Origin of the sequence: Crenalkalicoccus roseus (assembly GCF_004761865.1) — a bacterium.
In the GTDB taxonomy this organism is placed as follows: domain Bacteria; phylum Pseudomonadota; class Alphaproteobacteria; order Acetobacterales; family Acetobacteraceae; genus Crenalkalicoccus; species Crenalkalicoccus roseus.
On the sequence record NZ_SJDM01000007.1, the window covers coordinates 13223 to 39116 of the forward strand.

Genomic DNA, 25894 nt, shown 5'->3' on the forward strand with positions numbered 1-25894 from the left:
GATGCGCCCCGGCTGGGCGCGAGGGGCGCCGGTGGGCCATGAACCATGACAGGCGGTTCATGTTCCCTCGCGACTTGGTGGGGAGGGGGGTCCGCGGCTCCGCTCAGGCCGGCAGGGGGTATTTGCGGAGATAGGGCATGTAGCTCTCCTCCACGTCGATCTCGAAGGTGGCGAGCAGCCGCACCACGGCGCAGTAGAAGGTGGCGGTGACCACCAGATCCATCAGCGCGGCGTCGTCCAGGTGCCGGCGCAGGGCGGCGAAGGTTCCGGCCGACATGGCGCCCTCGTAGATCTCGCGCGTCCCCTGCAGCACCAGCTTCGCCGCCGGCTCGAGCGCGTTCGGCCTGCCTTCGCTGTCGGCGATCAGCGCCTCGATGTCGGCATCGGTGACGCCGAAATCGTAGCCGATCTTGATGTGGTGCGACCATTCGTAGGGCGAGCGCGCCTGCCAGCCGACCTGCAGGATGGCCAGTTCGCGCAGCCGCGGATCCAGCCTGGTGTGGTGGCGGATGTACTGGCCGAGGGTGCCGAAGGCGCGGGCCGCCTCGGGGTTGTGGACCAACACGCGGTGCAGGTTGATGTTGCGGGCGAGCAGCCCCTGGTCCTCGGGCTTCAGGTCGGCGGCGTCGAGATAGGGCAGCCTGGCCATCGGATCGTCCTCGCTGGTCTGTCGCTTCGGGGGCGGCGCCGGCGGGCCGCGCCGCCTGGCGAGCCTGTGACGATCACATGGCCGCTGGCGAACCGCCGCGTGCCGCCTTCCTCCCCGGGCGAGAGCCTAGCGCCTGATCCGCGAAGGCGGGAGCGCCTGCGGCGGCGAACCGGCCGCCCGATGAAGGGCGGAGGGCCGGAGGCGTGCCTTCGCGCGGCGTGCAAAGGCATGGCGCCCTCGTCATGGGCGGGCGCGGCGGAGCGGATGGCGCGCCCGTGCGCCGGAAGGGAGTGGCCGGGCGCCCTCGTCAGGCGCCCCCGCCGCCCCTAGCTTCCGCCGTCATGCACGGCCCCCTCCCGACCGATCCCGACGCCCCGCTGCGGGCGGCCCTGGCCCGCCATCGCGCCATCGCGACCCTGCTCCTCCTGGTGATGGCGGGGCTGATGCTCGGCTCCTACGCGCTGCCTCCGGGCTACTGGACCGACCTGCTGCAGGCCGCGGCCAAGGCCGGCGTGGTCGGCGGCCTCGCGGACTGGTTCGCGGTGACGGCGCTGTTCCGCCGCCCGCTCGGCCTGCCGATCCCGCACACCGCCATCATCCCGGCGCAGAAGGAGCGGCTGGGCCAGGGTCTCGGCCGCTTCGTCGCCAACCACGTCTTCACCGAGGCCGAGATCCAGCGGGTGATGGGCAAGCTCGACCTCTCCGGCATCCTGCGCGGCTTCCTCGCCGACCCGGTGGCCGCGCGCCCGGCGGCGCAGGCGCTGGCCGCGACCCTGCCGCGGGTGCTGGCGAGCCTGGAGGACGGTCGTGCGCGGCGGCTGATGGGCCGGCTGCTGCCGCGGCTGGCCGGGGGGCCGGGCGGGGCCCGCATCCTGGCGCGCGCGCTGCGCGCCCTGGTGGAGGGTGGGCGGCACCAGCAGGTCTTCGACCTGGCGGTGGCCCAACTCCGCGCCCTGCTCGCCGAGAAGGAGGACCAGCTCCGCACCGCGATCGAGGCGCGGGTGCGGGCCGAGGGCGGGGCGCTGATCGGCTGGCTGGCCGGTGCCGCCGTGGCGCGGCGCGTGCTCTCCCACGTCAACGCCGAACTCGCCCGCATCGAGCCGACGGATTCCGACCTCCGCGCCGCCTTCGAGGTCTGGCTGCGCAACGAGATAGACCGGCTGGAGAACGATCCGGAGCGCATCGCCCAGGTCGGGCGGGCGCTGCGTGACGCCCTCTCCCACCCGACCGTTGCCGCCTGGCTGGCCGATGTCTGGGCCCGGCTGCGCACCGCGCTGGAGGCGGACGCGGCCAATCCGCAGGGGCGGACGGTGGCGCTGCTGGAAGCCGGCTTTGCCAATGCCGGCCGCCTCCTGGCCGAGGACGAGGCGGCGCGGGCGCGCCTCAACCGCGCCGTGGAGAGCGTGCTGATGACCCTGCTGCCCTCCGCCCGGCTGCGCCTCGCGGACTTCATCGCCGGTGTGGTGCGCGGCTGGGACACGCGGCAGGTGACCGAGAAGATCGAGCTGCGGGTCGGGCGCGACCTGCAGTATGTGCGCATGAACGGCACGCTGGTCGGCTTCCTGGTCGGCGGCGTGCTCTACGTGGTGCTGACGGCGGCCTTCGGGCGCGTCGCGTTCTGAATGGGCGGGTAGGCAGCAAGCGGCGGGTGCCCTAGCCTGCCGGGGACGAGGAGGAAGCGATGGCGGCCGAGATCGACCAGGCGCTGGGCTTCGCGCCGGATTACGACAGCCCGATCCCCTACATGCTGCGCACTCGGGAATATTACCGCGCCATCGGCTACGAGCCCTATCGCTGGGCCCATTACGTCGAGGTGCCGTTCCAGCCGCTGCGCAGGCCGCTCGCGGAAAGCCGCGTGGCGCTCATCACCACCGCCGCGCCCTACCAGCCGGACAAGGGCGACCAGGGGCCGGGCGCCCCCTACAACGCCGCCGCGAAGTTCTACCGGGTCTATTCTGGGGACACGGCGCAGGACCACGACCTGCGCATCTCCCACATCGCCTACGACCGCAAGCACACCACCGCCGAGGACCCGAACACCTGGTTCCCGCTGCCGGCGCTGCGGCGCATGGCCGCGGCGGGGCGGATCGGCGAGGTGGCGCTGCGCTTCCACGGCGCGCCGACCAACCGCAGCCACCGCCACACCCTGGCCGTGGACTGCCCCGAGATCCTGGCGCGGCTGCGCGAGGACGCCGCCGACGTGGCGGTGCTGGTGCCGAACTGCCCGGTCTGCCACCAGACCTGCAGCCTGGTCGCGCGGCACCTGGAGGCGAACGGCATCCCGACCGTGGTGATGGGCTGCGCCAAGGACATCGTCGAGCATTGCGGCGTGCCGCGCTTCCTGTTCAGCGACTTCCCGCTCGGCAACGGCGCCGGCCGCCCGCACGACCGGGAGAGCCAGGACCTGACGCTGGAACTCGCGCTGCGCGTGCTGGAGGCGGCGCCCGCGCCGCGCACCACCGTGCAGTCGCCGCTGCGCTGGGCGACGGACGGGCGGTGGAAGCTCGACTACCTGAACCTGGAACAGATCCCGCCCCAGGAGCTCCAGCGCCTGCGCGAGGAGTTCAGCCGCCAGAAGGAGATCGCGCGCCGCCTCCGCGAGCAGGCCGCCTGAGCCATGATGCCCGACGCGCGGCCCTTCGAGGGGGTGCGGATCCTCGACTTCACCCAGGTCCTGGCCGGCCCCTTCGCCAGTTTCCAGCTTGCCCTGCTGGGCGCCGAGGTGGTGAAGGTGGAGCGGCGCGAGGGCGAGGAGATGCGGCGCTTCCCGCTCTCCCCCGAATGGACCGCGCGCGGCATGGCGCCGATGTGGATGGCCGCCAACGCCGGCAAGCGCAGCCTGACGCTCGACCTGCGGAGGCCCCAGGCGGTGGAGGTGGTGCGCCGCCTTGCCGCCGGGGCCGATGTGGTGATGGAGAATTTCCGCCCCGGCGTGATGGACCGCCTCGGCATCGGCCATGCGGCGCTCTCGGAGATCAATCCGAGGCTGATCTACTGCGCCATCTCCGGCTTCGGCCAGGATGGGCCGGACCGGCTGGAGGCGGGCTATGACGGCCGCATCCAGGCGATGTCCGGCATCATGGCGATGACGGGCGAGCCGGGGGCGGGGCCGATGCGCGCCGGCTTCGCGGTGTGCGACCTGCTCACCGGCATGACGGCGGCCTATGCGGTGGCGGGCGCGCTGTTCCAGCGCACCCACACCGGCCGCGGGCAGTTCGTGGACGTCTCGATGCTGGACTCCACCCTCTCCTTCCTGGGCGGCGCGGTGGCGGAGTGGACGGCGGCGGGACACGTGCAGGCGCAATGGGGCAACCAGGCGGTCAGCCGCTGCGCCACCGCCAACCTGTTCCGCGCCGGGGAGGGGCACCTCCTGCTCGCCGTGAACGCGGAGAAGCACTATCGCCTGCTGTTCCAGGCGCTCGGCCGCGAGGAGGTGCTGGCCGACCCGCGCTTCGCCGACTGGACCTTGCGCTACGAGAACCGCGAGGCGCTGCGCGCCATCATCGAGGAGGCGCTGGCCGATGCCGACGCCGCCACCTGGGAGCGGCGCCTGACCGGGGCGGGCGTGCCCTGCGCCTGCGTCCGCCGCGTGGACGAGGCGATCGCGCACCGCCAGGTCGAGGCGCGCGGCCTGCTGCAGGAGGTGGAGACGGCGTGGGGTCCGCTCCGCCTCGCCACCAGCGGCTTCCGCCTGGCGCATGGGGGTGCCCGCCTCGACCGGCCGCCGCCCGCCCTGGGCGAGCATACGGAGGAGATCCTCGCCGAGGCCGGCTATACGGCGGAGGAGATCGCGCGGCTGCGCGCCGAGGCGGCGATCTGAGCCTTTCCGCCCGCGCTGCTCCGCGCCATCCTCGCCGCCGAAGGAGACCTGCATGACCGCCACCGTCGTCGATTCCGTCATCTTCCGCGACATCTTCAGCACCGAGGCGATGCGCCGGATCTTCTCGGACGAGGCGCGGGTGCAGTACTACCTCGACATCGAGGCGGCGCTGGCGCGGGTGCAGGCGCGGCTTGGCATCATCCCCGCCGAGGCGGCGGAGGAGATCTGCCGCCACTGCGACGCCAAGCGGTTCGACTTCGCCCGGCTGAAGGTGCAGACCGAGCGCATCGGCTATCCGGTGCTGCCGGTGGTGCAGCAGCTCGTCGCGCTCTGCCGCGACGGCCTTGGCGAGTGGTGCCACTGGGGCGCGACCACGCAGGACATCACCGACACCGCGACGGTGCTGCAGATCCGCGACGGGCTGGCGCTGGTGGAGCAGGATCTGCGGGCGATCGCGGACCATCTGGCCGATCTCGCGCGGCGCCACCGCGACACGCCGATGGCCGGGCGCAGCAACCTGCAGCAGGCGACGCCCATCACCTTCGGCTACAAATGCGCCGTGCTGCTAGCCGGCTTCCAGCGCCACCTGCGGCGGCTGGAGGAGATGCGCCCGCGCGTGCTGGTGGGCGAGTTCGGCGGCGCCACCGGCACCCTCGCCTCGCTCGGCGCGGACGGGCTGCGCGTGCAGGAGGCGCTGATGGCGGAGCTCGGCCTCGGCCAGCCGGAGATCGCCTGGCACACCATGCGCGACCGCATCGCGGAGGTGGGCTGCTTCCTCGGCCTCATCACCGGCACCCTCGGCAAGATCAGCATGGACGTGAAGCTGCTGATGCAGACCGAGGTGGAGGAGGTGTACGAGCCCTTCCACGAGGGGCGCGGCAGCTCCAGCACCATGCCGCAGAAGCGCAACCCGATCTCCTCCAACTACATCCACGCCTGCGTCGCCATGGTGCGCCAGCACGTCGCCGCGCTTCTGGATGCGATGGTCGAGGACCATGAGCGCTCCACCGGACCATGGGAGATCGAGTGGGTCGCGGTGCCGGAGATCTTCTGCCTCTCCGCCGGGGCGCTGGCGCATGCGCGCACGGTGACGGCCGGGCTGCAGGTGGATCCCGCGCGGATGCGCGCCAACCTCGACGCGCAGAAGGGCATGATCGTCTCGGAGGCGGTGATGATGGGCCTCGGCCCCGCCCTCGGTCGCCAGCGCGCGCACGATCTGGTCTACGACATCTGCCGCGAGGTGATCGCCGGCAAGGGCGGCTTCCTCGACCTGCTGGCGGAGCACCCCGAGATCAGGCCGCACATGGGGCGCGAGCAGCTTGTCGCGCTGCTCGATCCCGCGAACTATACGGGGCTGGCCGGAGAGATGGTGGACCGGGTGCTGGCCCGGCAGGAGCGTGGCCATGGCTGAGACGATCGCGCTTGCGGATGCCGGCTACCGCTTCATCCCGGCGGTGTTCCAGTACTCCGCCGGCGTCGTCGCGCTGCCCGGCTTCCGCATCGAGCGCGCGCGCTTCGCCGAGCCGGTGCCGATGGCCGAGGGCTGGCGCCGCATCGCCGCGCATCTCGCGGCGTTCGGCCGTCCGCGCACTGCCTTCTGCGCCTGCGAGCTGCGCTCCCCCGCGCCCTTCACCGAGGAGAGCTTCATCGCCTTCAACCGCGGCTACGCCGCCGTGCTGGGGGAGTGGGGCGTGCTGCGCGAGGGACGCAACCCGGTGGCGCGCAGCAATGTCTGCCCCGAGATCACCCCGCCCGCGGAGCCCTGCTTCCACGCCTTCTGCTACACCATGCCCGACCCGGCGGCGGCAGCATCCTTCGTCGTCTCCGGCAGCGGCGAGACGCGGGAGGGGCAGGGCAACTACCGCGACCACACCGTTGCCCCGGGCGACACCTCGCCCGCGGGGATGCGGGCCAAGGCGCGCTTCGTGCTCGGCGAGATGGAGCGGCGCATGGCGGCGCTCGGCGCCGGCTGGGGCGCCACCACCGCCGTGCAGGCCTACACCGTGCACGACATCCACCCCTTCCTGGCGGAGGAGGTGGTACGACGCGGCGCGGCGCGCCACGGGCTCACCTGGCAGTTCTGCCGCCCGCCCGTGGTGGGCCTCGACTTCGAGATGGACTGCCGCGGCCTGCCGCTGGAACGCGTGCTACCCGCCTGATGCCCCCGACCGCGGATCAGGCGCCGGTGGCCGGCTTTTCGCCCAGGCTTCCCGGCGGCGCCGCAGCCTCCCGGTGCGGGCCGGGCTGCGGCACCCGCGCCGCCGGCCGCCGCTCCAGCAGCCCGGCGATGCCGCGCGGCAGGAACAGCATGAACATCACCAGCAGCAGACCGTAGACGAGAGGAGCGGCGCCGATGAACTGCGTGCCGAAGAAGACGCGCAGGGATTCGTCGAGCCCGATGGTGATGAGCGCGCCGATGGTCGGGCCGATCGGGCTGAACATGCCGCCGGCGATGGCGCCGAAGACGATCTGCAGCGACGGCGCGAGACCGGCCAGGGATTCCGGGTTCAGGTACATGCGGTACTGCGCCGTCAGCGCCCCCGCGAGCGCGGCGAGCGCAACCGAGATCATCATCACCTTCAGCTTCTCGCGCGTCACGCGGATGCCGATCGAGGCCGCCGCATCCTCGTCCTCGGCGATCGCCGCGAGGGCCCTGGACGACATGGAGCGGTCTAGCAGGCGCCAGGCCAGCAGCCCGCCCGCCCAGGCGGCCAGCGCCAGCCACCAGAAGCCCGCCTTGCCGAACTGCATGGCGGCGAAGGCGGCCTCCGGCGGCGCCTGCTGCGGGGTCATGCCGAGAGAGCCGCCGGTGACGCCGCGCAGCGCCACGATCAGGATGCGCACGATCTCGCCCGCGGCGAGCGTGACCAGCGCGAAGTAGTGCCCCACCACGCGCAGCCGGAAGCTGGGGTAGCCGAGCATCACGCCCACCGCCATCGCCGCCGCGACGCCGAGGGGGATGCCGATCCAGGGCGTGATTCCGTACAGGTTCCACAGCAGGGCCATGGTGTAGGCGCCGATGCCGAGGAAGGCTCCGTGGCCGAAGGAGACGAGGCCGAAGCGGCCCATCAGCGCCCAGCCGGTGCCCGCCACCGCGGTCAGCAGCATGGTGATGAGCACGTGCATGAAGTAGTCGGGCAGCGACAGCAGCGGCACCGCCGCCAGCGCCAGCACCGCCGCTGCCCCGAGGGCCGTTCCGCCCATCGCCGAGATGTTCCTTCCCTCCGTCATCGCGCGAACAGCCCCCGCGGCCTCAGGAAGATCACCAGGATGAAGAACAGGAAGGCGACCACGTAGGACATCTCGGTGTTCCACCAGAAGCCCCCGGTGGAGACGATCAGCCCCATCAGGAAGGCCGCCAGGAAGCCGCCCAGCATGTTGCCGAGGCCGCCCATGACGCAGATCATGAAGGTGATCGGACCGAAGGAGAGGCCGACGAAGGGATGCATGTCGAGCTGCACCACCAGCAGGCAGGCCGCCAGCCCCGCCAGCGCGCCGCCGACGGCGGATGCGATCAGGTAGATCCGGCGGGGGTCCACGCCCATGAGCGGCATCACCTCGCGGTCGCGGGCGATGGCGCGGATGGCGGTGCCGACATAGGTGAACTTCAGGAACGCCCACAGCGCCGCCGCGCCGAGCAGCGCCGCGACGAAGGCGGCGAGCTTGGTGCCGGAGACGAACACCTCGCCCATCTCCATCGGCGGCATCTCGACGCCGAGGCTGCGGAAGTCTGTGGAGAAGACCAGGGTCGCCGAGCCCTGCAGCACGAACAGCACGCCGCCCGTGGCCAGCACCTGGTTGATCGGCGGCCGGCCGAGCAGCGGCCGCACCACCAGGAGATGCAGCAGCAGCCCGAGCACCGCGATCGCCGGCAGGCACACCGCGAAGGCGAGGCCGAGCGGCCAGCCGGCCTGGGTGTGCAGGAACCAGACGGTGTACATGCCGACCATCACCAGCTCCGCGTAGCAGAGCCAGATCACGTCCACCACGCCGAACACCAGGTTCAGCCCCAGCACCGGAAGGGCGAAGACGCCGCCGAGCAGCACGCCGTTCAGCAGGGCCTCGAGCAGGAAGGGATCCATCGTCGCTCCTCGCCGGCGGAGTTCAGTGCACGCCGAGATAGCTGCGGCGGATCGCCGGATCTGCGGCGAGCGCCGCGGCGCTGCCCTCGGCCGCGACGCGCCCGGTTTCCAGCACGTAGGCGCGGTCCACCACGCGCAGCACCTGCGCCACGTTCTGCTCCACGATCAGCACGGTCAGCCCCTCCTGGCGGATGTGCCGCACCAGCTCGAACACCTGCCGCACCACGATGGGGGCGAGGCCGGCGGAAGGCTCGTCGAGCAGCAGGATGCGCGGGCCCGACATCAGCGCGCGGCCGATGGCGCACATCTGCTGCTCGCCGCCCGAAAGCGTGCCGGCGAGCTGGTGGCGGCGTTCCTTGAGGCGCGGGAACAGGGTGTAGACATGGTCTCGCCGCGCGGCGAAATGCGGGCGCGCCCGCTTGGCATAGGCGCCGACCTTCAGGTTCTCCTCCACCGTCAGGTGCGGAAAGAGGCGGCGGTTTTCCGGAACATGCGCGATGCCGAGGGCGGGCAGCTCGTGCGGCGGAACCGTGGTGAGGTCCTCCCCGCCATAGCGCAGCGTGCCGACGCGCGGCCGGATCAGGCCCGAGATCACGCGCAGCAGCGTGGTCTTGCCGGCGCCGTTGGGCCCGACCACGCCCACCGCCTCCCCCGGCGTCACCCGCAGCCCGACGCCGAACAGCGCCTGGAAGTCGCCATAGTCGGCGTGGACATCGGAGAGCGCCAGCGTGGCGCTTATGCGGCGCGGCTCTCCGGCGGGCCGAGATAGACCTCCGCCACCCGCTCATCCTCCTGCGCGGCCTGCGGCGCGCCCTCGAAGATGACCGCGCCGTGGTCGAGCACCACCACGCGGTCCACGACCGAGAGCAGCACGCCCATGATGTGTTCGACCCAGACGATGGTGATGCCGCGCTCGTCCCGGATGCGCTTCAGCATCTGCGCCGCGGCCCGCATCTCGGCGGCGTCCAGCCCGCCCAGGGACTCGTCGGCCAGCAGCAGGCGCGGCTGGGTGGCGAGGGCGCGCGCCAGCTCCAGCTTCTTGAGGCCTGCGGCGCCAAGCCCGTGCACGCCGGCCCCCGGATCGTCGGGAAGCTGGGCGAGGCGCAGCGCGTCACGCGCCCGCGCCTTGGCCTCCTCGCGGCCGATCGCCCCGCCGGCGCCGTAATGCGCCGCGAGCACGGCGTTCTCCAGCAGCGACAGGTTGCGGAACGGGCGGGGAATCTGGAAGGTGCGGCCGATGCCGCGCCGGCACACCTCGTCCGCGGTGAGGCCGGCGATCTCCCGTCCCTCGAAGCGGACGGAGCCGGCCGTGGGCTTCAGCATGCCCGCGATGCATTTGAAGGTGGTGCTCTTTCCCGAGCCGTTCGGGCCGAGCAGCCCCAGAATCTCCCCCTTCGCCACCGAGAAGGAGACCCCGTCCACTGCGGTGAAGCCGCCGAAGCGCTTGGTCAGCCCCTCGACGGCCAGCAGCGGCGCATCGCTCACGAGCGGGCCGCGAAGGGGCTCGAGGACGGCAGCGGCAGCACCGGCGGGCCGGCGGCGATCTCGGTCGGCCACACGACGCAGCCCTTGCCATCCTCGAACTGCATCACCATGGGAAAGGCGCGTTCGTTCTGGCCCGCCATCGCATGGCCGGGCGGGGCGAACTTCACCCCCGTATCCCTGGATGGTGCCCCCGATCGGGATGTCCACCTCCAGCGCCGCCTCGCGCAGCGCATCGGGCGACATGTCGCCGGTCTTGCGCACGGCGGGCTTCAGCACGTGCTCGAGGAAGATCCAGGTGTTGTTGAAGCCCATGGAGGCGTGCGCGGGCAGGTCGCGCACCCGGTGCTTGGCCTGATAGCGCTCGACGAAGGCCTTCGCCAGATCCGCGACGCCCGGCCCGAGCCGCGACCAGTCGAGCATCTGCGTCCCCACCGGGTCCACGTTGTAGAAGTGGTTCACGTCGTTGCCGAAGGTGTCGGTCAGGCGGTCTATCTGCGCATAGCCGGCGCCGTGGCCGATCAGCGCCTTGAAGCGCAGGCCGCCGGCCTTGGCCTGGCGCAGGAACAGCGTGATGTCGGGGTTGTAGCCGACATGCAGCATCACGTCCGGCCGCTCCCGCCGCAGCTTGGTCACCAGGGTGGAGAGGTCGGGCGCGGTGGCGGCGTAGCCCTCCTTCAGCACCAGCGGCATGTTGCGCGCCCGGGCATTGGCCTCGATCGCCGCGGCGACACCGGTGCCGTAGGGCCCGTCCTCGTAGATGGCGGCGAGGCGCACCCGCTCCGGAGGCGCGCCTGCGCATGCTCGTGCACGAAGGCGACCGAGGCCGCGCCGTACTGGTCGGAATGGACGGTGGGGCGGAACACGTAGCGCAGGTTGCGGTCCTTCAGCACCGCGACCGAGATGGCGCTGGTGATCCACATGATCCTGCGCGCCGCCTCGAAGCGCTGCGCCAGCGGCACGGCGTGGGCGGAGGAGTAGATGCCGGTGACGACCTCCAGCCCCTCCTGGCCGAGCAGGCGCTCGGCCTCGTTGATGGCGACGTCGGCCTTGCTCTGGCTGTCGGCGGTGACGGCCTGGACCATCCGCCCGTCCACCCCGCCCCTTTCGTTGAACAGCCCGATCGCCACCTCCCCGCCCCCAGAACAGCGGCTGGCTGCCGGCGCCGGCGAAGGGGCCCGAGAGATCGGTCATGATGCCGACGCGCAGCGGCGGCCCACCCGCCTGGCCCTGGGCTCGCGCCCGTGCCGGCACGGTCGCCGCGAGGCCGATCCCCGCCCCCGCCTGCAGCAGGCCGCGCCGCGTCGTTCCCTTGCCCTGCATCGCCTTGGAACTCCCTTTCGCCTGTCCGGAAGGCGAAGATCCCGCGCCTGCCACCCTCCGGCCGCCGGTGTTCCGGCTGCGTGACGCAAGAAGGACGCCGGGCCGCCAGCCGTTAAGCACGGCCTTGAGCCGGAGGCGCGGAGCGCTGAAACTGGCGCCGACCCGTAAAACGAGGACGTCCAGGATGCATTTCGGCCAGTTCAACCTGATGGGCTATCGCATGCCGGGCACCCCGACCCACCGGATCTACGACGAGACGGTGGCGCAGGTAAGCGCGGCGGAACAGGCAGGCTTCGAGATCTCCTGGTTCGCCGAGCACCACTTCTCCAACTACTGCGTCTGTCCCTCGCCGCTGATGATGGTGGCGCGCCTGGCGGGGGAGACGCGGCGGATCCGCCTGGGCACCGGCGTGGTCATCGTTCCGCTCTACGCGCCGGCGCGCCTGCTCGCCGAGATTGGCATGGTGGATGCGCTCACCCATGGCCGGCTCGTCCTCGGCATCGGCAGCGGCTACCAGCCTTACGAATTCGAGCGCTTCCACGAAGATCTGCGGGATTCCACCCCCAAGGTGATCGAGTTCATGGAGATGCTCGAGCGGGCCATGGCGCAGGAGACCTTCAGCTTCGAGGGGCGCCACTACCGCCTGCCGGAGACCCACATCGCGCCGCGCCCCGTGCAGGGCATGCCCGACGTCTGGGTGGCCGGCGACAACCGGGAGCTGCATCGCCTCGCCGCGCGCAAGGGATACGCGGTGATGGTCACGCCGCGCCACTACACGGCGGAGATGCTGGCGACGGCGCGGGAGCGCTTCGCCGAGATCTGGCGCGGCGAGGGGCGCGACCCGGACGGCATGCGCTTCGCCGCGCTGCGCCACCTCTGCGTCACCGACAGCAGGGCGGAGGCGGAGGCGTTCCTCGAGAACATCCGCTACCAGATACGCCTGTCGCAGAGCCTGCGCTTCCGCGAGCAGGTGATGCAGGGCGGCATGCTGATGGAGAAGCCATGGAGCGGGGAGATGAGCCTCGAGGACATGGCGCGGCACATGCTGGTCGGCGACGCGGAGACGATCGCCGAGCGGATGGCGGAGGAGATCCGCCGCGCGCGGCCCTGCCACTACCTGCTGCAGTTCCAGGCCGGCGGTTCGGATCTGGCGCTGGCGCTCCGCTCCATGGAACGCTTCGCCACCGAGGTGCGGCCGCTGCTGGAGCGCAGCCTCGGCCCCCTCGACCGTCTCGGCGGCCGGGCGGCGGCCGCCTGAGCGCCGCGGCCGGGCTTCGCGCGGCGGCATGGACCGGCCGCTCCATGCCCTGACGGCCATCGAGGCCGCGGGGCAGATCAGGCGAGGGCGCCTCTCCTCCCTCGACTATGCCGAGGCGCTGCTGGCGCAGGCAGCCGCGCGCGAGCCGGTGCTGCGCGCCTTCGCGCATCTCGACGCTGGGGCGGTGCGTGCGCAGGCGAGGCGACGCGACGCGCAGGCGCCGGGCGGGCGCGGCGCGCTGCACGGCGTGCCGCTTGCCGTGAAGGACGTGATCGACACCGCCGACATGCCCACGACCTATGGCTCGCCGATCCATGCGGGGCACGTGCCGCGGCGCGACGCGGCGGTGGTGGCGCTGGCGCGGGCGGCGGGCGGCATCGTCTTCGGCAAGGCGGTGACGGCAGAGTTCGCCAACCGCGCACCGGGCCCCACCACCAATCCGCATGATCCGGAGCGCACGCCGGGCGGCTCCTCCTCCGGCTCGGCGGCGGCGGTCGGGGCCGGGATCGTGCCGCTCGCCCTCGGCACCCAGACCACCGCGAGCGTGATCCGCCCCGCCTCCTATTGCGGGGTGCACGGCTTCAAGCCGAGCTGGGGCGAGATCAGCTATGCGGGCATACAGCTCACCGCAGCCAGCCTGGACACGGTCGGGCTCTATGCGCGCTCGGTCCCCGACCTCGCGCTGCTGCACGCGGTGCTGACCGCGACGCCCTTCCTCGCCCCCATGCCCGGCAATGTCGCAGCGCCGCGGATCGGCCTCTGCCGCACGCCCTTCGCGGATCAGGCGGAGCCCTGCGTGCACGCCTTGCTCGACGAGGCGGCGCGGGCGGCGGAGAAGGCCGGCGCGACGGTGGTGGAATGCGTGCTGCCGAGGCCGTTCGCGGGCCTCGCGGACGCGCATCGCTGGGTATCGGCCTGGGAGGGCGCGCGCAGCCTAGCCTTCGAGGCCACCCGCCACCGCGACCGCCTCTCCGCCGACATCCTGGAGGGACGCATCCGCGACGGCGAGGCGTGCAGCGTCGAACTCTACCGCGCCTCCGCCAGGCTCGGCGAGCGCTGTCGTCTCGAAATGGACGCGCTGTTCGCCGAGTACGACGCGCTGATCACCCCGGCGGCGGCGGGGGAGGCGCCGAAGGGCCTCGCCTTCACCGGCAATGCCGTGTTCGGCGGCCTGTGGACGCTGCTGCACGTACCCTGCCTTTCCCTCCCCGGCGCCAGGGGGCCGGCGGGAATGCCGATCGGGCTGCAGCTCGTCGGTCCGCGCGGCGGCGACCGCCGCCTGCTGGAGCTTGCCGCCTGGCTGGAGCGCGCGGTGTTCGGCTGAGCGGGGCCTGCCCGTCGGGACGGAACCGCGCGCCACTTCGGCACGGAAGCCGTCATGCCGCAAGCCGGTCCATGCGGTCGCGCAGCCGGTACCAGCCGCCGACCAGGGGCAGGAACCAGGAGGGATCGCCCGAATAGAGCGGCCGTGTCGGAAAGGGCAGGCCGTCGAGCGCGAAGCGCTCGTTTGCCGCGCCCGCGACCTTCAGCGCCGCGTTGTGGCCGAGCCAGGTCGCCATGGCGACGCCGTTGCCCTGACAGCCGGCGGCATAGTGGACGCCCTCCTGCACGCCGATATGCGGCAGCCAGTCGAAGGTGAAGGCGACGTTGCCGGTCCAGGCGTGGGTGATCCGCACTGAGCGCAGCTCGGGGAAGCATTCGGCCATGTAGCCGTGCAGGGCGGGGGCGGTGTCCTCCGCCGTCGCGGCGCGGAAGCTGGCCCGGCCGCCCCAGAGCACCCGCTTCCCGTCCGGGCTGGGACGGAAGTAGTTCAGCACCCGCTTGGTGTCGCTAATCACGCGCCGCCCGGGAAACAGGCGGTCGATCATCCCCTCCGGCAGCTCCTCGGTGGCGATGATATAGGAGTTGAGCGGGATCAGCCGCCGCGCCAGCCAGGGCAGGGCCGTGCCGCGCGGATCGAGGGTGTAGCCGTTGGTCGCCACCAGCACGGCGTCGGCGCGAAGCTCGCCGCGCTCCGTGCGCAGGCGGAAGCCGCTGCCTTCGGGCGCGATGCCCCGCACGCGCACCTGGTCCACCAGCGTCGCGCCGGCGCGCTCCGCCGCCGCGGCCAGCCCGCGCGCGTACTTGCCGGGATGCAGGCTGCCGGTGGCGGCGACCTTCATGCCGCCGTGGTAGTGGTCGCTGCCCAGCACCTCGCGCTGGCGGGATCTCGGCACCATCTCGGTCGGCATGCCAGTGATCTCGGCCAGGTATTCCGCGCGCGCGGCCAGCGCGTCGTAGTGTCGCCGCGACCAGGCGGCGGTGAAGCGGCCGCAGCGGACATAGTCGCAGGCGATGCCCTCGCGGGCGATGGTCTCCTCGAGAAAGGGGAAGCTCGCCGCGGCGGCGAGCACGATCTGCCGTGCGCGCTCCCTGCCGAAGGCGCGCTCCAGCCCCGCCACGGGCACCTTCAGCCCGCCCGAGACGTGCCCGCCATTGCGCGAGGAGGCGCCCCAGCCGATCCGCTCCGCGTCCAGCACCGCCACCTCGTGGCCGAGGCGGCGCAGCGTCAGTGCCGCGGAGAGCCCGGCATAGCCGCCGCCGACGACGGCGACGCCGGTGCGGTCGGGCAGGGGGGCGTCGCGGTCCGGCGGTTCCGCCGCCTCCCACCACCAGGGACGTGCCTTGAAGTCAGGGGCGAAGAGGGGGTGGGACATCGGGCCTCCCGTCGGGCGTTCCGGTCGTGTTTTGCGCCAGCCTCACGCGGAGCGTCGCGCCCCGCAAGGGGGTGGCCGCGCTGGCACGGCGCGGTAGCATGCCGGGGGTGCGGGAGCGGCCGGTCCGGGCCCTCCGCCGCGAATGGGAGGCGTTTGCGATGCGCATCTTCACCTCCGGTCCGCATGTCGGTCCCGGCCTGCCGCCGCCGCCGGTCCGGCCCGATCCGAGCCGCGTGCCGGAGGAGCGCGAGATCCGCGAGGATCTCGCCGCCGCCTACCGGCTGCTCGCCCTGTTCGGGATGACCGACCTGGTGTTCACCCACCTCTCCGCGCGGCTGCCGGGGCCGGGGCATCGCTTCCTGGTCAACCCCTATGGCCTGCTGTTCGAGGAGGTCACCGCCTCCTCCCTGGTGGTGGTGGATGCCGCGGGGGCACCGGCGCAGCCGACCGCTTGGCCGGTGAACCCGGCCGGCTTCGTCATCCACTCCGCCGTGCATCTCGGCCGCGCGGACGCGATGTGCGTGATGCACACCCACACCCTCGCCGGCATGGCGGTCGCGGCGCAGGAAGGCGGGCTGCTGCCGCTGAACCAGATCTCCATGGAGTTCGAGGGGCGCGTCGCCTGGCACGACTACGAGGGCATCGCCGCGGACGACAACCTCTCGGAGCGCGAGCGGCTGGTGCGCGACCTCGGCGACAGGCCCTGCATGGTGCTGCGCCACCACGGCCTGCTGACGGTCGGAGGCAGCGTCGCCGAGGCCTTCTACTGGATGTACTATCTGGAGCAGGCCTGCCGCATCCAGCTTGCCGCCCAGGCCTCCGGCGCGCCGCTCGCCCTGCCCTCGCGGGCGACGGTGGAGCGGGCTCGGGCGCAGTTCGATGCCGAGGAGGGGCCGCGAGGCTGGCTGCCCTGGCAGGCGCTGCGCCGCAAGCTCGACCGCGAGCAGCCGGACTACAGGGCATGATGCCCGCTTCCCGCGCCGGCGCCGACGAAGTGTGTTGACGTTTCGCGGCGCGCGGGCGAGGCTGCCGCGAGCCGCGGGAACCCTTGCGGGAGGCGGGTTTCCGGCCGCATCGCGCCGCTCCGGCGCGGCGGTGCCGCATGGCCGCGGCAGGGACGAAGGAGGACGACCGCACCGCGATGCTCCGCCATGCGCTGCACCGCCTGCTGCTGGCCATTCCCGTCCTGTTCGGCGTGCTCCTGATCGGCTTCCTGCTGATGCAGGTGGTGCCGACCGATGCCGCGGTGGTGCGTGCGGGCCCGACGGCGACCCCGGACGTGATCGAGGCGATCCGCCGCGACCTCGGCCTGGATCGGCCCCTCTACGTGCAGTTCGGCCTGTATCTGTGGCGGCTGGCGCATGGGGATCTCGGCGTCTCCATCATCAACAACGTGCCGGTGACGCAGGAACTGGCGGCGACGATCGGCCCGACGCTCGAGTTGATGGCGGCGAGCCTGATCTGGGCGATCCCGCTCGGCATCCTGCTCGGCACTGTCGCCGCCTATTACCGCGGCTCGGTCGCGGACCGGCTGATCATGGCCTTCTCGGTGGCGGGCGTGTCGGTGCCGGTGTTCTTCGTCGGCTTGGTGCTGATCTGGTTCGTCGGCTTCAAGTGGCAGCTCCTGCCCTTCACCGGCCGCGGTGGGCCACTGTGGACGGCGGATGGGCTGCGGGCGATCATCCTGCCCGCGCTGACGCTCGGCGGCGTCTTCGTCGGGCCGGTGGCACGCATGACGCGCACCTCGGTGCTCGACGTGCTCTCGGCCGATCACGTGCGCACGGCTCGCGCTAAGGGGCTGAGCGAGCGGCTGGTGGTGCTGCACCACGCGCTGCGCAACGCGCTGATTCCGGTGGTCACCCTGGTCGGGCTGCAGATCGGCTTCCTGCTCGGCGGCGCGGTGGTGACGGAGACCGTCTTTTCCTGGCCCGGCGTGGGGCGGCTTGCCGTGGGCGCGATCTTGTCGTCCGACCTGCCAATGGCGCAGGGGGCGATCATCGTGCTGTCGCTCGGCTTCATTGTCGTCAACCTGCTGGTGGACGTGCTCTACGCGGGTCTTGATCCCAGGGTTCGCGCCGCATGAGCGCCACCACCGCACAGCCCGCCGCCGAGGTCAGGCCGCCAAGGCGGGCCGGCCTGCTGCGGCGCCTGCTGCGCGACCCTGGCGCCGCCGTGGCCCTCGTCTTTGCCGTGCTGATCGTACTGGCCGCGGTGTTCGCGCCGCTGCTGGCGCCGACCGATCCCTACGACAACGACCTCTCCCTCGCCATGCAGCCGCCAGGGAGCCCCGGCCTTCCGCTCGGCGCCGACAGCCAGGGGCGAGACATGATCACCCGCCTGCTCTACGGGCTGCGTGTCTCGCTGCTGATGGGCGTGGCAGCGGTGGCGTTCGGGGGCAGCATCGGCGCCCTGCTCGGCTTCCTCGCCGCCTTCTACCAGCGCTGGCTGGACGGGCCGATCATGCGGCTGATGGACATGATGCTGTCCTTCCCGGCCATCCTGGTTGGGCTGGCCATCGCCGCCATCTTCGGGCCGGGCATCTTCTCGGTCGTGCTGGCGCTCTCCATCGCTACGGTGCCGCTGATGGCGCGCATCGCCCGCAGCAGCGCGCTGGTGGTGATGCGCCTCGACTACATCGAGGCGGCGCGGGCCACGGGCATGACCGATTTCCGGCTGATCTGGCGCCACCTCGCGCCCAACTGCCTCTCGGCCATCTTCGTGTTCGGCACGCTGCGCTTCGGACAGGTGATCCTGCTGGGCTCAGCCCTGTCCTTCCTCGGACTCGGCGCGCAGCCGCCGACCCCGGAGCTCGGCGCCATGGCCAGCGAGGGGCGGAACTTCCTGTTCTTCGCGCCGCACATCGCGGTGATCCCCTGCGTGGTGATCTTCGCCATCGTCCTCGCCTTCAACGTGCTGGGGGACGCGCTGCGCGACGCGCTCGACCCGAGGCTTCGCGTCTAGAACAATGATCCGGGAGACCAGGACATGAAGAGGATGCTGGGCGCCGCGCTGCTGGCGCTCTCCGTCGCGGCGCCGGTCGCCGACACCTGGGCGCAGCCCGCGCCCCGGAACACGCTGGTGATCCTGCGCGAGATCGACGCCGACCGCTTCGATCCGCACCGCACCACCGCGCGCAGCGCCGGCGAGAGCCTCTACATGATGAGCGACACGCTCGTCTCCCTCGATTTCGACATGCGGACCATCCGCCCCGGCCTCGCCGAACGGTGGGACGTCAGCGAGGACGGCAGGCTCTACACCTTCCACCTGCGGCGCGACGTCACCTTCTGCGACGGCCGCCCGATGACCGCGCAGGACGTCGTCTACTCCATCAACCGGTGGATCGACCCCGCCACGCGCAGCCCGGTGCGCTGGCGCGCCGGCCCGGTGAAGGAGGTGCGCGCGAAGGACGATCACACCGTCGAGTACGAGCTGAACGAGCCCTTTGGAGAGCTGCTCTACCAGCTCACCCTGTTCTTCGCCTCGGTCGTGGACCGCAACGCGGTGGAGCGGCTTGGCGATAACTTCGGTGTGCAGGGCTTCAACGGCACTGGCCCCTATTGCTGGGTAAGCTGGACGCCGCGGCAGGAGCTGGTGCTGCAGCGCCACCCGAACTACAGCTGGGGACCGCCGATCTACCAGAACCCGCGGCCGCAGGTGGAGCGCGTGATCTGGCGCATCGTGCCGGAGAGCCAGACCCGCATCGCCGCGCTGCAGACCGGCCAGGCCGACATCACGCAGTACATCCCGCACATCGCCATCCCGCAGATGCGGCAGATGCCGAATGTGCGCATGTCCACCCAGGAGAACTATTTCTGGGACTATTTCCTCGGCTTCAAGGTGGACAAGCCGGTGGTGAGCGACCCGGCGATCCGCCGCGCCGTGAACCAGGCCGTGAACCGCGAGGCGATCGTGCGGGCCGTGTTCTTCGGCCAGGCACAGCCCGCCGACGCCTATCTCAACCCCAATGTCGAGGGTTTCGACGCGGAGGCGGCGAAGCTCGTTCCCCGCTTCGACCCCGATGCGGCCCGGCGCACCCTGGATGAGGCCGGCTGGCGCATGGGGCCCGACAATGTGCGGGTGAAGGACGGCCAGCGGGCCAGCTTCCTGGTCTACGCCATCAACACCCAGATCGCGCGCCAGAGCCTGGAGGCGATCCAGGCGGATCTTCGCCGCGTCGGCATCGAGATGCGCATCCAGCTCTGGGACGCGACAGTGGGATGGGGCAGGCTGGCGACTCAGGAGTTCGACGCCTTCACCATGTCCTACCCTTACGTGACCGCGACGGACGCCTTCTCGCTGTATTTCGACAGCCAGAACAGGCCGACACCGAACCGCATGAACTGGGCCGATCCGGCGACCGACGAGGCGCTGCGCAAGGCGCGGACGGCCGTGGACCCGGAGGTGCGCCAGCGCGCCATCGCCGAGGCGCAGCGCATCATCGCCAGCAACTACGTGTGGCTGCCGATCGCGCGCGACCAGATATGGGTGGCCTCCTCGCAGCGCGTGGAGGGCGTGCGCGCGCACGGCATCTACGGCGTCGGGCTCTACAAGGGGCTCGACATCCGGCTGACGCGCTAAGGAGGGGGGGTGACATGGCGGCCACCGTCATACGCAACGCCGATGTCGTCCTGGCCTGGGACGGGGCGGCCGGGCAGCATGTCTACCTGACTGGCGCCGACCTCGCCTTCGAGGACGGGAAGCTCACCTTCGTCGGGCGCGGCTACGGCGGCCCGGCGGGGGAGGAGATCCCGGGCGCCGGCCTCATGGTCATGCCTGGCCTGGTCAACATCCACTCCCATCCCTCGAGCGAGCCCCTGAACAAGGGCTTCACCGACGAGGTGGGCACGCCCGGCCTCTACAATTCCTCACTCTACGAGTACCTGCCGATCTTCCGCCCGGATCCGGAAGCGGTGCATGACTGCGTGCGGGTGGCGCTGAGCGAGCTTCTGCTCTCCGGCGTCACTACGGTGGCGGACCTTTCCGTGGCGCATCCCGGCTGGCTCGACCTGCTGGCGGAAAGCGGCATGCGGGTCTGCGTCGCGCCGATGTTCCGTTCCGCGCGCTGGTTCACGCGGAACGGCCATGTGGTCGAATATGCCTGGGACGAGAAGGCGGGCGAGAAGGCGATGGCGGAGGCCTTCTCCCTGGTCGAACGCGCCGAGCAGCACCCGTGCGGACGCCTGTTCGGCATGGCGGTGCCGGCGCAGATAGACACCTGCACGCCCCAGCTCCTGAAGGACAGCCGCGACGAGGCACGGCGCCGGGGCCTGTCCTGGCAGATCCACGCCGCGCAGTCCGTCGTGGAGTTCCACGAGATCACGCGCCGCCACGGCTTCACCCCGATCGGCTGGCTGCACGAGCAGGGGCTGCTGGACAGCCGCGCCATCATCGGCCACGGCATCTTCCTCGACCACCACCCCTCCACGCCCTGGCACACCGACCGCGACCTTGTGATCCTGGCGGAGACCGGCACCACCGTCGCCCATTGCCCGACGGTCTTCGCCCGCCGCGGCATCACCATGAAGCATTTCGGCAGGTACAGGCGCGCCGGGGTGAACATGGGCGTCGGCACCGACACCTATCCGCACAACATGCTCGATGAGATGCGGCTTGCCGCCTATCTCGCGCGCACGCAGGCCAACGATCCGCGCAGCCTGACCACGACCGAGCTGTTCGAGGCGGCGACCGTCGGTGGCGCCAAGGCGCTCGGGCGCGACGACATCGGCCGCCTCGCGCCGGGATGCCGCGCCGATTTCGTGCTGGTGGACATCACCCACCCGATGATGCGCCCCGCCCGCGACCCGGTGCGCTCGCTCATCTACGCCGCGGGCGACCGGGCGCTGAAGGCGGTCTATGTGGACGGGCGGAAGGTCGTCGAGGATGGCGAGGTGCTGACCATGGATTACCGCGCCGCCGCTGCGCATCTGCACGAGGCGCAGAAGCGCGTCGCCGCCCGGGTGCCGGAGCTCGACTGGGCGCACCGCCCGGTCGAGAAGATCGCGCCGCCGAGCTTCCTCTGGCGCTGATGCGGGAGCCGCTTCTCCGCATCGAGGGCCTGAGGACGGTCTTCCGCATTCCGGGCGGCGAGTTCGCCGCCGTGGACGGGGTGGATCTCGAGGTGCCGCGCGGCCGCACCCTCGGCGTGGTCGGGGAGAGCGGCTGCGGCAAGTCCGTTCTCTCGCTTTCCGTCATGCGCCTGGTGCCGCCGCCCGGGCGCGTCGCCGCGGGCCATGTGTGGCTTGAGGGGCGCGACCTGCTCGCCCTGCCGATGGAGCAGATGCGCCAGGTGCGCGGCAGCCGGGTGGCGATGATCTTCCAGGAGCCGATGACCTCGCTGAACCCGGTGCACAGCGTGGGCGCGCAGATCGTCGAGGCGATGCGCGCGCACGACCCCGGCGCCTCCGCAGCCGCGCTGAAGGAGCGGGCGATCGAGGCGCTGCGGCGCGTGCGCATACCGGCACCCGAACGCCGCTTCGAGGAGTATCCGCACCAGCTTTCGGGCGGGATGCGCCAGCGGGTCATGATCGCGATGGCCCTCGCCTGCAGCCCGCGCCTGCTGATCGCCGACGAGCCGACCACGGCGCTCGACGTCACCGTGCAGGCGCAGATCCTCGACCTGCTGCGCGAGTTGCAGGCGGAAACCGGCATGTCCATCATCCTCATCACCCATGATCTCGGCGTGGTGGCCGAGATGGCGGACGAGGTCGCGGTGATGTATGCCGGCCGCGTGGTCGAGCGTGCCGCCGCCCGGGCGCTGTTCGAGGACCCGCAGCACCCCTACACCCTCGGCCTGCTCGGCTCCGTGCCGCGGCTCGACGAGGAGCGGGAGCGGCTGCTGGCGATCGAGGGCGTGGTCCCGCCACCCTTCGCCCTGCCGAAAGGGTGCCGCTTCCATCCGCGCTGCCCCTTCGCCATCGAGGCCTGCCGCATGGCTCCGCCCGCCCTGGAGGAGATCGCGCCCGGCCATCTCGCCGCCTGCATCCGCGCACCCGTCGAACAGTCGGTGGCGGCATGAGCGCAGCCGAGATCCTGACGGCACCCGAGCGCGCCGGGCACGAGGGCGCATCGCCGCTGCTGGAGGTGGAGGATCTCGCCAAGCATTGGCCGGTGCGCCGCGGGCTGATCCTGGCGCGGCAGGTCGGCACGGTACGGGCGGTGGATGGTGTTTCCTTCCACCTGAGGCGCGGCGAGACGCTGGCGCTGGTCGGCGAATCCGGATGCGGCAAGTCCACCACTGCGCGCCTGGTGCTGCGGCTGATCGAGCCCTCTCGCGGCGCGCTGCGCTTCGACGGAGAGGACATCACCGCCCTCTCCGGCGCGTCGCTGCGCCGCATGCGTCGGCGGATGCAGATCATCTTCCAGGACCCCTACGCCTCCCTGAACCCGCGCCTGACCGTCGGCGAGGCGATCGCGGAGCCGATGCTCGTGCACGGCATCGGCGACGCCGCCTCGCGCGCGGCGCGGGTGCGGGAGCTGCTCGGCCTGGTCGGCCTCGCCTCCTTCCACGCGGAGCGCTATCCGCACGAGTTCAGCGGCGGCCAGCGCCAGCGTATCGGCATCGCGCGCGCGCTGTCCGTGCAGCCGGAGCTGATCGTCTGCGACGAGCCCGTCTCGGCGCTCGACGTCTCGATCCAGGCGCAGGTGGTGAACCTGCTGAAGGACCTGCAGGCGCGGTTCGGCCTCGCCTACCTGTTCATCGCCCACGACCTCGCCGTGGTGAAGCACATGGCGGACCGCGTGGCGGTGATGTATCTCGGCCGGATCGTGGAGATCGCGGACAAGCGCGCGCTCTTCGCCGATCCGCGCCACCCCTACACGCGTGCCCTCCTCTCCGCCATTCCGCACCCGGATCCGGCACGGCGCGGGCGCGTGAAGCCCCTTGGCGGCGACGTGCCAAGCCCGATGAACCCGCCGCCGGGATGCCGCTTCCATACGCGCTGTCCCCACGCCGCGGCGATCTGCCGGGAGCGGGAGCCGCCAGCGGTCGAGGTCGCCCCCGGCCATCGCAGCGCCTGCCACTTCGCCCGGGAACTGCCACCGGCCGGCCTCGACTTTTCCGGGGGGCTGACGCCGGCCGCGGCGCGGCGCCTCGCTCTCTTCGCCAGCGCCGGGCGGCCCGCGGCGGCTTCGGTGTAGGGCGCATTCCGTTCCGGTCGCGTCGCCCGAACGGGTCAAGATGCTCGCGCATCACGGAGCCGCCTCATCCGCCGCGAGCCAAGGCGGACGGAGAGCGCTCCAGGCGAAGGGCCGCCCCGTCGCAGTGGCGGCCACGCGGCCCGCCCCCTAATCTCTGCCCGAATCGGGAGGAAGGCGCATGACAGTGGCGCAGATCGTCTCGCCGCGGCTGATGCGGATCGGCGGCGGTGCGGTCAACCAGGTGGCGGAGGTGCTGGCGACGTTCGGCCTCTCGCGCCCGCTGGTGGTGACCGATCCCTGGATGGTGTCTTCCGGCACCATCGAGCGCTGCCTCGCGCCCCTGCGCAAGGCGGGCATCGCCGCGCAGGTGTTCTCCGACACCGTGCCGGACCCGACCGACACGGTGGTGGAGGCCGGCGTCGCCATCCTGCTCTCCGGCGCGTTCGACTGTCTGATCGGCTTCGGCGGCGGCAGCCCCATGGACACGGCGAAGGCAATGGCGATCCTCGCCGCCGCCCCGCCGGGGACGAAGATGCGCCAGTTCAAGGTGCCGGCCCAGGCGGATGCGGCGAAGCTGCCGGTGATCTGCATCCCTACCACCGCGGGCACCGGCAGCGAGGCCACCCGATTCACCGTGGTGACCGATACCGAGACCGAGGAGAAGATGCTGATCGCGGGGCTCGGCGCCCTGCCGCTCGCGGCGCTCGTGGATTTCGAGCTGACCTACACCGTCCCGCCCCGCATCACCGCCGATACCGGCATAGACAGCCTGACCCACGCGCTGGAGGCCTATGTCTCGAAGCGCGCCAACCCGCACGCGGACAGCCTGGCGCTCTCCGCCATGCGGCTGATCGGGTCCAGCCTGCGCCGGGCCTTCCATCATCCGCGCGACGCCGCGGCGCGGGAGGCGATGATGCTCGGCGCCATGCAGGCGGGACTCGCCTTCTCCAACAGCTCGGTCGCGCTGGTGCACGGGATGTCGCGGCCGATCGGGGCGCATTTCCACGTGCCGCACGGTCTGTCCAACGCCATGCTGCTGCCGGCGGTGACCGAGTTCAGCCTGAACGCCGCGCTTCCCCGCTATGCCGAGGCGGCGCGCGCCATCGGCGTGGCGCGGCGCGAGGATGCCGACCAGCTCGCCGGGGCGAAGCTGCTCGAGGAGCTGCGCGCGCTGAACCAGGAGCTGCAGGTCCCGACCCCGCGCGGCTACGGCATCGCCGCCGACGAGTGGGAGCGGCGCCTGCCCGTCATGGCGCAGCAGGCCATCGCCTCGGGCAGCCCGGCCAACAATCCGCGCGTGCCGACCGAGGAGGAGATCCTCGCGCTGTACCGCCGCGTCTACGGCTGAGGCGGACCGCCACCGCTGGAGGCGCGGTTCCGGGAACCGGCACCGCACATGCCGGAGGCGAGCGGGCGCGGCCGTTCCCGCTCGGCCGCGCCTGCGGGAACGGCGCCAGCGCCACGCTCCGGCCGGATTTGGCCGGCTTCGGAGCCGCCGGTCAGTCGCGGCGCTCGGTCCACGGGTCGGTCGGCCAGCGCGCCGCGAGCGAGGCGAGCTCCTCGCGCAGCATCGGCTCCCATTCCGGCTGGTCGCGGAAGACGGGCGGGACGCCGAGGGCCTGCCCCTGCGCCTCGAACTCCGGATCCGCGACGGCCGCGCGCAGCGCCCGCCGCAGCGCCTCCTGCATCCGGGGCGGGGAAGCGGCGGCGGCGGCGAAGCCGCGGCGGACCAGCAGCGCCACGTCCAGCCCCTGCTCCCGCAGCGTGGGCAGGTCGGGCAGGAGCGGGCTGCGCCGCAGGCCCGTGCTTCCGATGGCGGAGAGCCGGCCCTCGCGCAGGGCGCCCAGCGCCTCGGACGCCACCATCACCGCATAGGGGACGTGCCCCGCCAGCACCGCCTGGCGGGTCGCCGGGGCACTGGGGAAGGGCAGGGGATCGAGCGGCAGCGCGCGGCCGAGGGCCAGCGCGGCCAGATGGGCGCCGCTGCCGGCCGGCGGGGTGCCGAGGATCGCCCTCGCGTCCAGGGCACGCAGCGCGGCCAGGCTCTCGGCGGCGCCGGGGTGGGCCAGCAGCAGCACCGCTTCCTCGGCCACCGCGCCGAGGAAGGCGAGCCGCCCGAGCAGGCCGGCCTCCCCCCGCTCCACCGCGCGGGCGAGCAGGAGCGGCGTGTTCACGGCCAGGATCAGCCGCTCCTCCGGCGGCGCGGCAAGCAGGGCGCGGATGGCGGCGAGGCCGCCCTCTCCCGGCAGGTTCGCCACCCTGATCGTGTTGCGCGGCCAATGCCGCTCCAGGAACGGGGCGAAGCCGCGGGCCCAGCGATCCGGGCCGCTGCCGGGCGCGGCCGGGACCAGTAGCGTCGCCCGATCGGGCCGCCCCGCCGCGACGGGAGGCGCGAGCAGGGCGGCGAGAGCGACGCCGAGGCAGCGCCGGCCCGGAAGCATCCGTCCC

General features: G+C 72.2%; 23 protein-coding genes. 15 read left to right on the forward strand and 8 right to left on the reverse strand.

Annotated features, from left to right (window positions below; all coding sequences use genetic code 11):
* Nucleotides 1-103: 103 nt before the first annotated feature.
* A complete protein-coding gene (locus ET526_RS08160; protein WP_135467199.1) occupies nucleotides 104-649 on the reverse strand; it encodes a carboxymuconolactone decarboxylase family protein in 546 nt (181 codons plus the stop codon).
* Nucleotides 650-990: 341 nt separating this feature from the next.
* Here ET526_RS08160 and ET526_RS08165 point away from each other — a divergent pair, with 341 nt between their 5' ends.
* From ET526_RS08165 to cnbZ, 5 genes are read left to right on the forward strand one after another with little or no spacing between them, the layout of a single operon-like run.
* On the forward strand, nucleotides 991-2271 hold the full coding sequence (locus tag ET526_RS08165; protein ID WP_135467200.1) for a DUF445 domain-containing protein: 1281 nt from the start codon (nucleotides 991-993) through the stop codon (nucleotides 2269-2271).
* Between the two features lie 59 nt (nucleotides 2272-2330).
* The gene (locus tag ET526_RS08170; RefSeq protein WP_135467201.1) at nucleotides 2331-3263 is read left to right on the forward strand and encodes a glycine/sarcosine/betaine reductase selenoprotein B family protein; all 933 of its coding nucleotides are present in this window, start codon (nucleotides 2331-2333) and stop codon (nucleotides 3261-3263) included.
* A 3-nt stretch (nucleotides 3264-3266) separates the two neighbouring features.
* Complete coding sequence (locus ET526_RS08175) at nucleotides 3267-4469, forward strand: CaiB/BaiF CoA transferase family protein (protein ID WP_204623543.1); 1203 nt, start codon at nucleotides 3267-3269, stop codon at nucleotides 4467-4469.
* Between the two features lie 52 nt (nucleotides 4470-4521).
* On the forward strand, nucleotides 4522-5880 hold the full coding sequence (gene pcaB / locus ET526_RS08180; RefSeq protein ID WP_135467202.1) for a 3-carboxy-cis,cis-muconate cycloisomerase: 1359 nt from the start codon (nucleotides 4522-4524) through the stop codon (nucleotides 5878-5880).
* Entirely contained in the window at nucleotides 5873-6628 is a 756-nt protein-coding gene (gene cnbZ / locus ET526_RS08185) for a 2-amino-5-chloromuconate deaminase CnbZ (protein WP_135467203.1), read from the forward strand. Before pcaB ends, cnbZ begins: the two co-directional genes overlap by 8 nt.
* Nucleotides 6629-6644: 16 nt before the next feature.
* Here cnbZ and ET526_RS08190 read toward each other — a convergent pair whose 3' ends face one another.
* The 5 genes from ET526_RS08190 to ET526_RS22345 are packed head-to-tail and all read right to left on the reverse strand — an operon-like array spanning nucleotide 6645 to nucleotide 11163.
* A complete protein-coding gene (locus ET526_RS08190; protein WP_204623545.1) occupies nucleotides 6645-7673 on the reverse strand; it encodes a branched-chain amino acid ABC transporter permease in 1029 nt (342 codons plus the stop codon).
* Between the two features lie 23 nt (nucleotides 7674-7696).
* Nucleotides 7697-8551 carry a branched-chain amino acid ABC transporter permease gene (locus tag ET526_RS08195; RefSeq protein ID WP_135467205.1) on the reverse strand — a complete coding sequence of 285 codons (855 nt, stop codon included), beginning with the start codon at nucleotides 8549-8551 and terminating at the stop codon, nucleotides 7697-7699.
* Nucleotides 8552-8573: 22 nt separating this feature from the next.
* The gene (locus ET526_RS08200) at nucleotides 8574-9290 is read right to left on the reverse strand and encodes an ABC transporter ATP-binding protein (protein WP_204623562.1); all 717 of its coding nucleotides are present in this window, start codon (nucleotides 9288-9290) and stop codon (nucleotides 8574-8576) included.
* On the reverse strand, nucleotides 9287-10810 hold the full coding sequence (locus ET526_RS21690; protein WP_204623552.1) for an ATP-binding cassette domain-containing protein: 1524 nt from the start codon (nucleotides 10808-10810) through the stop codon (nucleotides 9287-9289). The genes ET526_RS08200 and ET526_RS21690 overlap by 4 nt, the downstream gene beginning before the upstream one ends.
* On the reverse strand, nucleotides 10711-11163 hold the full coding sequence (locus tag ET526_RS22345; RefSeq protein WP_204623554.1) for an ABC transporter substrate-binding protein: 453 nt from the start codon (nucleotides 11161-11163) through the stop codon (nucleotides 10711-10713). The genes ET526_RS21690 and ET526_RS22345 overlap by 100 nt, the downstream gene beginning before the upstream one ends.
* Before the next feature lie 377 nt (nucleotides 11164-11540).
* Between ET526_RS22345 and ET526_RS08215 the strand changes: the two genes are divergently transcribed.
* Nucleotides 11541-12614 (forward strand): LLM class flavin-dependent oxidoreductase, encoded by a 1074-nt coding sequence (locus ET526_RS08215; RefSeq protein WP_158295525.1) that lies wholly within the window; start codon nucleotides 11541-11543, stop codon nucleotides 12612-12614.
* 28 nt (nucleotides 12615-12642) lie between these two features.
* Nucleotides 12643-13938 carry an amidase gene (locus ET526_RS08220; protein ID WP_135467208.1) on the forward strand — a complete coding sequence of 432 codons (1296 nt, stop codon included), beginning with the start codon at nucleotides 12643-12645 and terminating at the stop codon, nucleotides 13936-13938.
* A gap of 52 nt (nucleotides 13939-13990) precedes the next feature.
* On the opposite strand, the gene ET526_RS08225 is transcribed toward ET526_RS08220, so the two are convergent.
* On the reverse strand, nucleotides 13991-15310 hold the full coding sequence (locus ET526_RS08225) for an NAD(P)/FAD-dependent oxidoreductase (RefSeq protein WP_135467209.1): 1320 nt from the start codon (nucleotides 15308-15310) through the stop codon (nucleotides 13991-13993).
* 158 nt (nucleotides 15311-15468) lie between these two features.
* Between ET526_RS08225 and ET526_RS08230 the strand changes: the two genes are divergently transcribed.
* The 8 genes from ET526_RS08230 to ET526_RS08265 all read left to right on the forward strand — a co-directional run bounded on the left by ET526_RS08230 (nucleotide 15469) and on the right by ET526_RS08265 (nucleotide 24794).
* Nucleotides 15469-16275: a class II aldolase/adducin family protein gene (locus ET526_RS08230; protein ID WP_135467210.1), complete on the forward strand. Its 807-nt coding sequence runs from the start codon at nucleotides 15469-15471 to the stop codon at nucleotides 16273-16275.
* Nucleotides 16276-16412: 137 nt separating this feature from the next.
* Entirely contained in the window at nucleotides 16413-17393 is a 981-nt protein-coding gene (locus tag ET526_RS08235) for an ABC transporter permease (RefSeq protein WP_240048317.1), read from the forward strand.
* Nucleotides 17390-18271, forward strand: coding sequence for an ABC transporter permease (locus tag ET526_RS08240; RefSeq protein ID WP_135467211.1), 882 nt, complete (start codon nucleotides 17390-17392; stop codon nucleotides 18269-18271). Before ET526_RS08235 ends, ET526_RS08240 begins: the two co-directional genes overlap by 4 nt.
* A 24-nt stretch (nucleotides 18272-18295) precedes the next feature.
* Nucleotides 18296-19888, forward strand: a complete 1593-nt coding sequence (locus tag ET526_RS08245) for an ABC transporter substrate-binding protein (RefSeq protein WP_135467212.1) — start codon at nucleotides 18296-18298, stop codon at nucleotides 19886-19888.
* Nucleotides 19889-19902: 14 nt separating this feature from the next.
* Nucleotides 19903-21336 carry an amidohydrolase family protein gene (locus tag ET526_RS08250; RefSeq protein ID WP_135467213.1) on the forward strand — a complete coding sequence of 478 codons (1434 nt, stop codon included), beginning with the start codon at nucleotides 19903-19905 and terminating at the stop codon, nucleotides 21334-21336.
* A complete protein-coding gene (locus tag ET526_RS08255) occupies nucleotides 21336-22325 on the forward strand; it encodes an ABC transporter ATP-binding protein (protein WP_135467214.1) in 990 nt (329 codons plus the stop codon). The genes ET526_RS08250 and ET526_RS08255 overlap by 1 nt, the downstream gene beginning before the upstream one ends.
* The gene (locus ET526_RS08260; protein ID WP_135467215.1) at nucleotides 22322-23446 is read left to right on the forward strand and encodes an ABC transporter ATP-binding protein; all 1125 of its coding nucleotides are present in this window, start codon (nucleotides 22322-22324) and stop codon (nucleotides 23444-23446) included. Before ET526_RS08255 ends, ET526_RS08260 begins: the two co-directional genes overlap by 4 nt.
* Before the next feature lie 178 nt (nucleotides 23447-23624).
* Entirely contained in the window at nucleotides 23625-24794 is a 1170-nt protein-coding gene (locus ET526_RS08265; protein ID WP_135467216.1) for an iron-containing alcohol dehydrogenase, read from the forward strand.
* A gap of 151 nt (nucleotides 24795-24945) precedes the next feature.
* On the opposite strand, the gene ET526_RS08270 is transcribed toward ET526_RS08265, so the two are convergent.
* Nucleotides 24946-25887, reverse strand: coding sequence for a tripartite tricarboxylate transporter substrate-binding protein (locus ET526_RS08270; protein ID WP_135467217.1), 942 nt, complete (start codon nucleotides 25885-25887; stop codon nucleotides 24946-24948).
* Nucleotides 25888-25894 lie beyond the last annotated feature (7 nt).

Coding starts and splice junctions, on each gene's coding strand:
- ET526_RS08175 (WP_204623543.1), top strand. CDS start 3,267: ATGATGCCCGACGCGCGGCCCTTCGAGGGGGTGCGGATCCTCGACTTC.
- ET526_RS08240 (WP_135467211.1), top strand. CDS start 17,390: ATGAGCGCCACCACCGCACAGCCCGCCGCCGAGGTCAGGCCGCCAAGG.
- cnbZ (WP_135467203.1), top strand. CDS start 5,873: ATGGCTGAGACGATCGCGCTTGCGGATGCCGGCTACCGCTTCATCCCG.
- ET526_RS08215 (WP_158295525.1), top strand. CDS start 11,541: ATGCATTTCGGCCAGTTCAACCTGATGGGCTATCGCATGCCGGGCACC.
- ET526_RS08230 (WP_135467210.1), top strand. CDS start 15,469: ATGCGCATCTTCACCTCCGGTCCGCATGTCGGTCCCGGCCTGCCGCCG.
- ET526_RS08250 (WP_135467213.1), top strand. CDS start 19,903: ATGGCGGCCACCGTCATACGCAACGCCGATGTCGTCCTGGCCTGGGAC.
- ET526_RS08190 (WP_204623545.1), bottom strand. CDS start 7,673: ATGGGCGGAACGGCCCTCGGGGCAGCGGCGGTGCTGGCGCTGGCGGCG.
- ET526_RS08195 (WP_135467205.1), bottom strand. CDS start 8,551: ATGGATCCCTTCCTGCTCGAGGCCCTGCTGAACGGCGTGCTGCTCGGC.
- ET526_RS08220 (WP_135467208.1), top strand. CDS start 12,643: ATGGACCGGCCGCTCCATGCCCTGACGGCCATCGAGGCCGCGGGGCAG.
- ET526_RS08160 (WP_135467199.1), bottom strand. CDS start 649: ATGGCCAGGCTGCCCTATCTCGACGCCGCCGACCTGAAGCCCGAGGAC.
- pcaB (WP_135467202.1), top strand. CDS start 4,522: ATGACCGCCACCGTCGTCGATTCCGTCATCTTCCGCGACATCTTCAGC.
- ET526_RS08255 (WP_135467214.1), top strand. CDS start 21,336: ATGCGGGAGCCGCTTCTCCGCATCGAGGGCCTGAGGACGGTCTTCCGC.
- ET526_RS08265 (WP_135467216.1), top strand. CDS start 23,625: ATGACAGTGGCGCAGATCGTCTCGCCGCGGCTGATGCGGATCGGCGGC.
- ET526_RS08245 (WP_135467212.1), top strand. CDS start 18,296: ATGAAGAGGATGCTGGGCGCCGCGCTGCTGGCGCTCTCCGTCGCGGCG.
- ET526_RS08165 (WP_135467200.1), top strand. CDS start 991: ATGCACGGCCCCCTCCCGACCGATCCCGACGCCCCGCTGCGGGCGGCC.
- ET526_RS08170 (WP_135467201.1), top strand. CDS start 2,331: ATGGCGGCCGAGATCGACCAGGCGCTGGGCTTCGCGCCGGATTACGAC.
- ET526_RS08225 (WP_135467209.1), bottom strand. CDS start 15,310: ATGTCCCACCCCCTCTTCGCCCCTGACTTCAAGGCACGTCCCTGGTGG.
- ET526_RS08260 (WP_135467215.1), top strand. CDS start 22,322: ATGAGCGCAGCCGAGATCCTGACGGCACCCGAGCGCGCCGGGCACGAG.
- ET526_RS08235 (WP_240048317.1), top strand. CDS start 16,413: ATGGCCGCGGCAGGGACGAAGGAGGACGACCGCACCGCGATGCTCCGC.
- ET526_RS08270 (WP_135467217.1), bottom strand. CDS start 25,887: ATGCTTCCGGGCCGGCGCTGCCTCGGCGTCGCTCTCGCCGCCCTGCTC.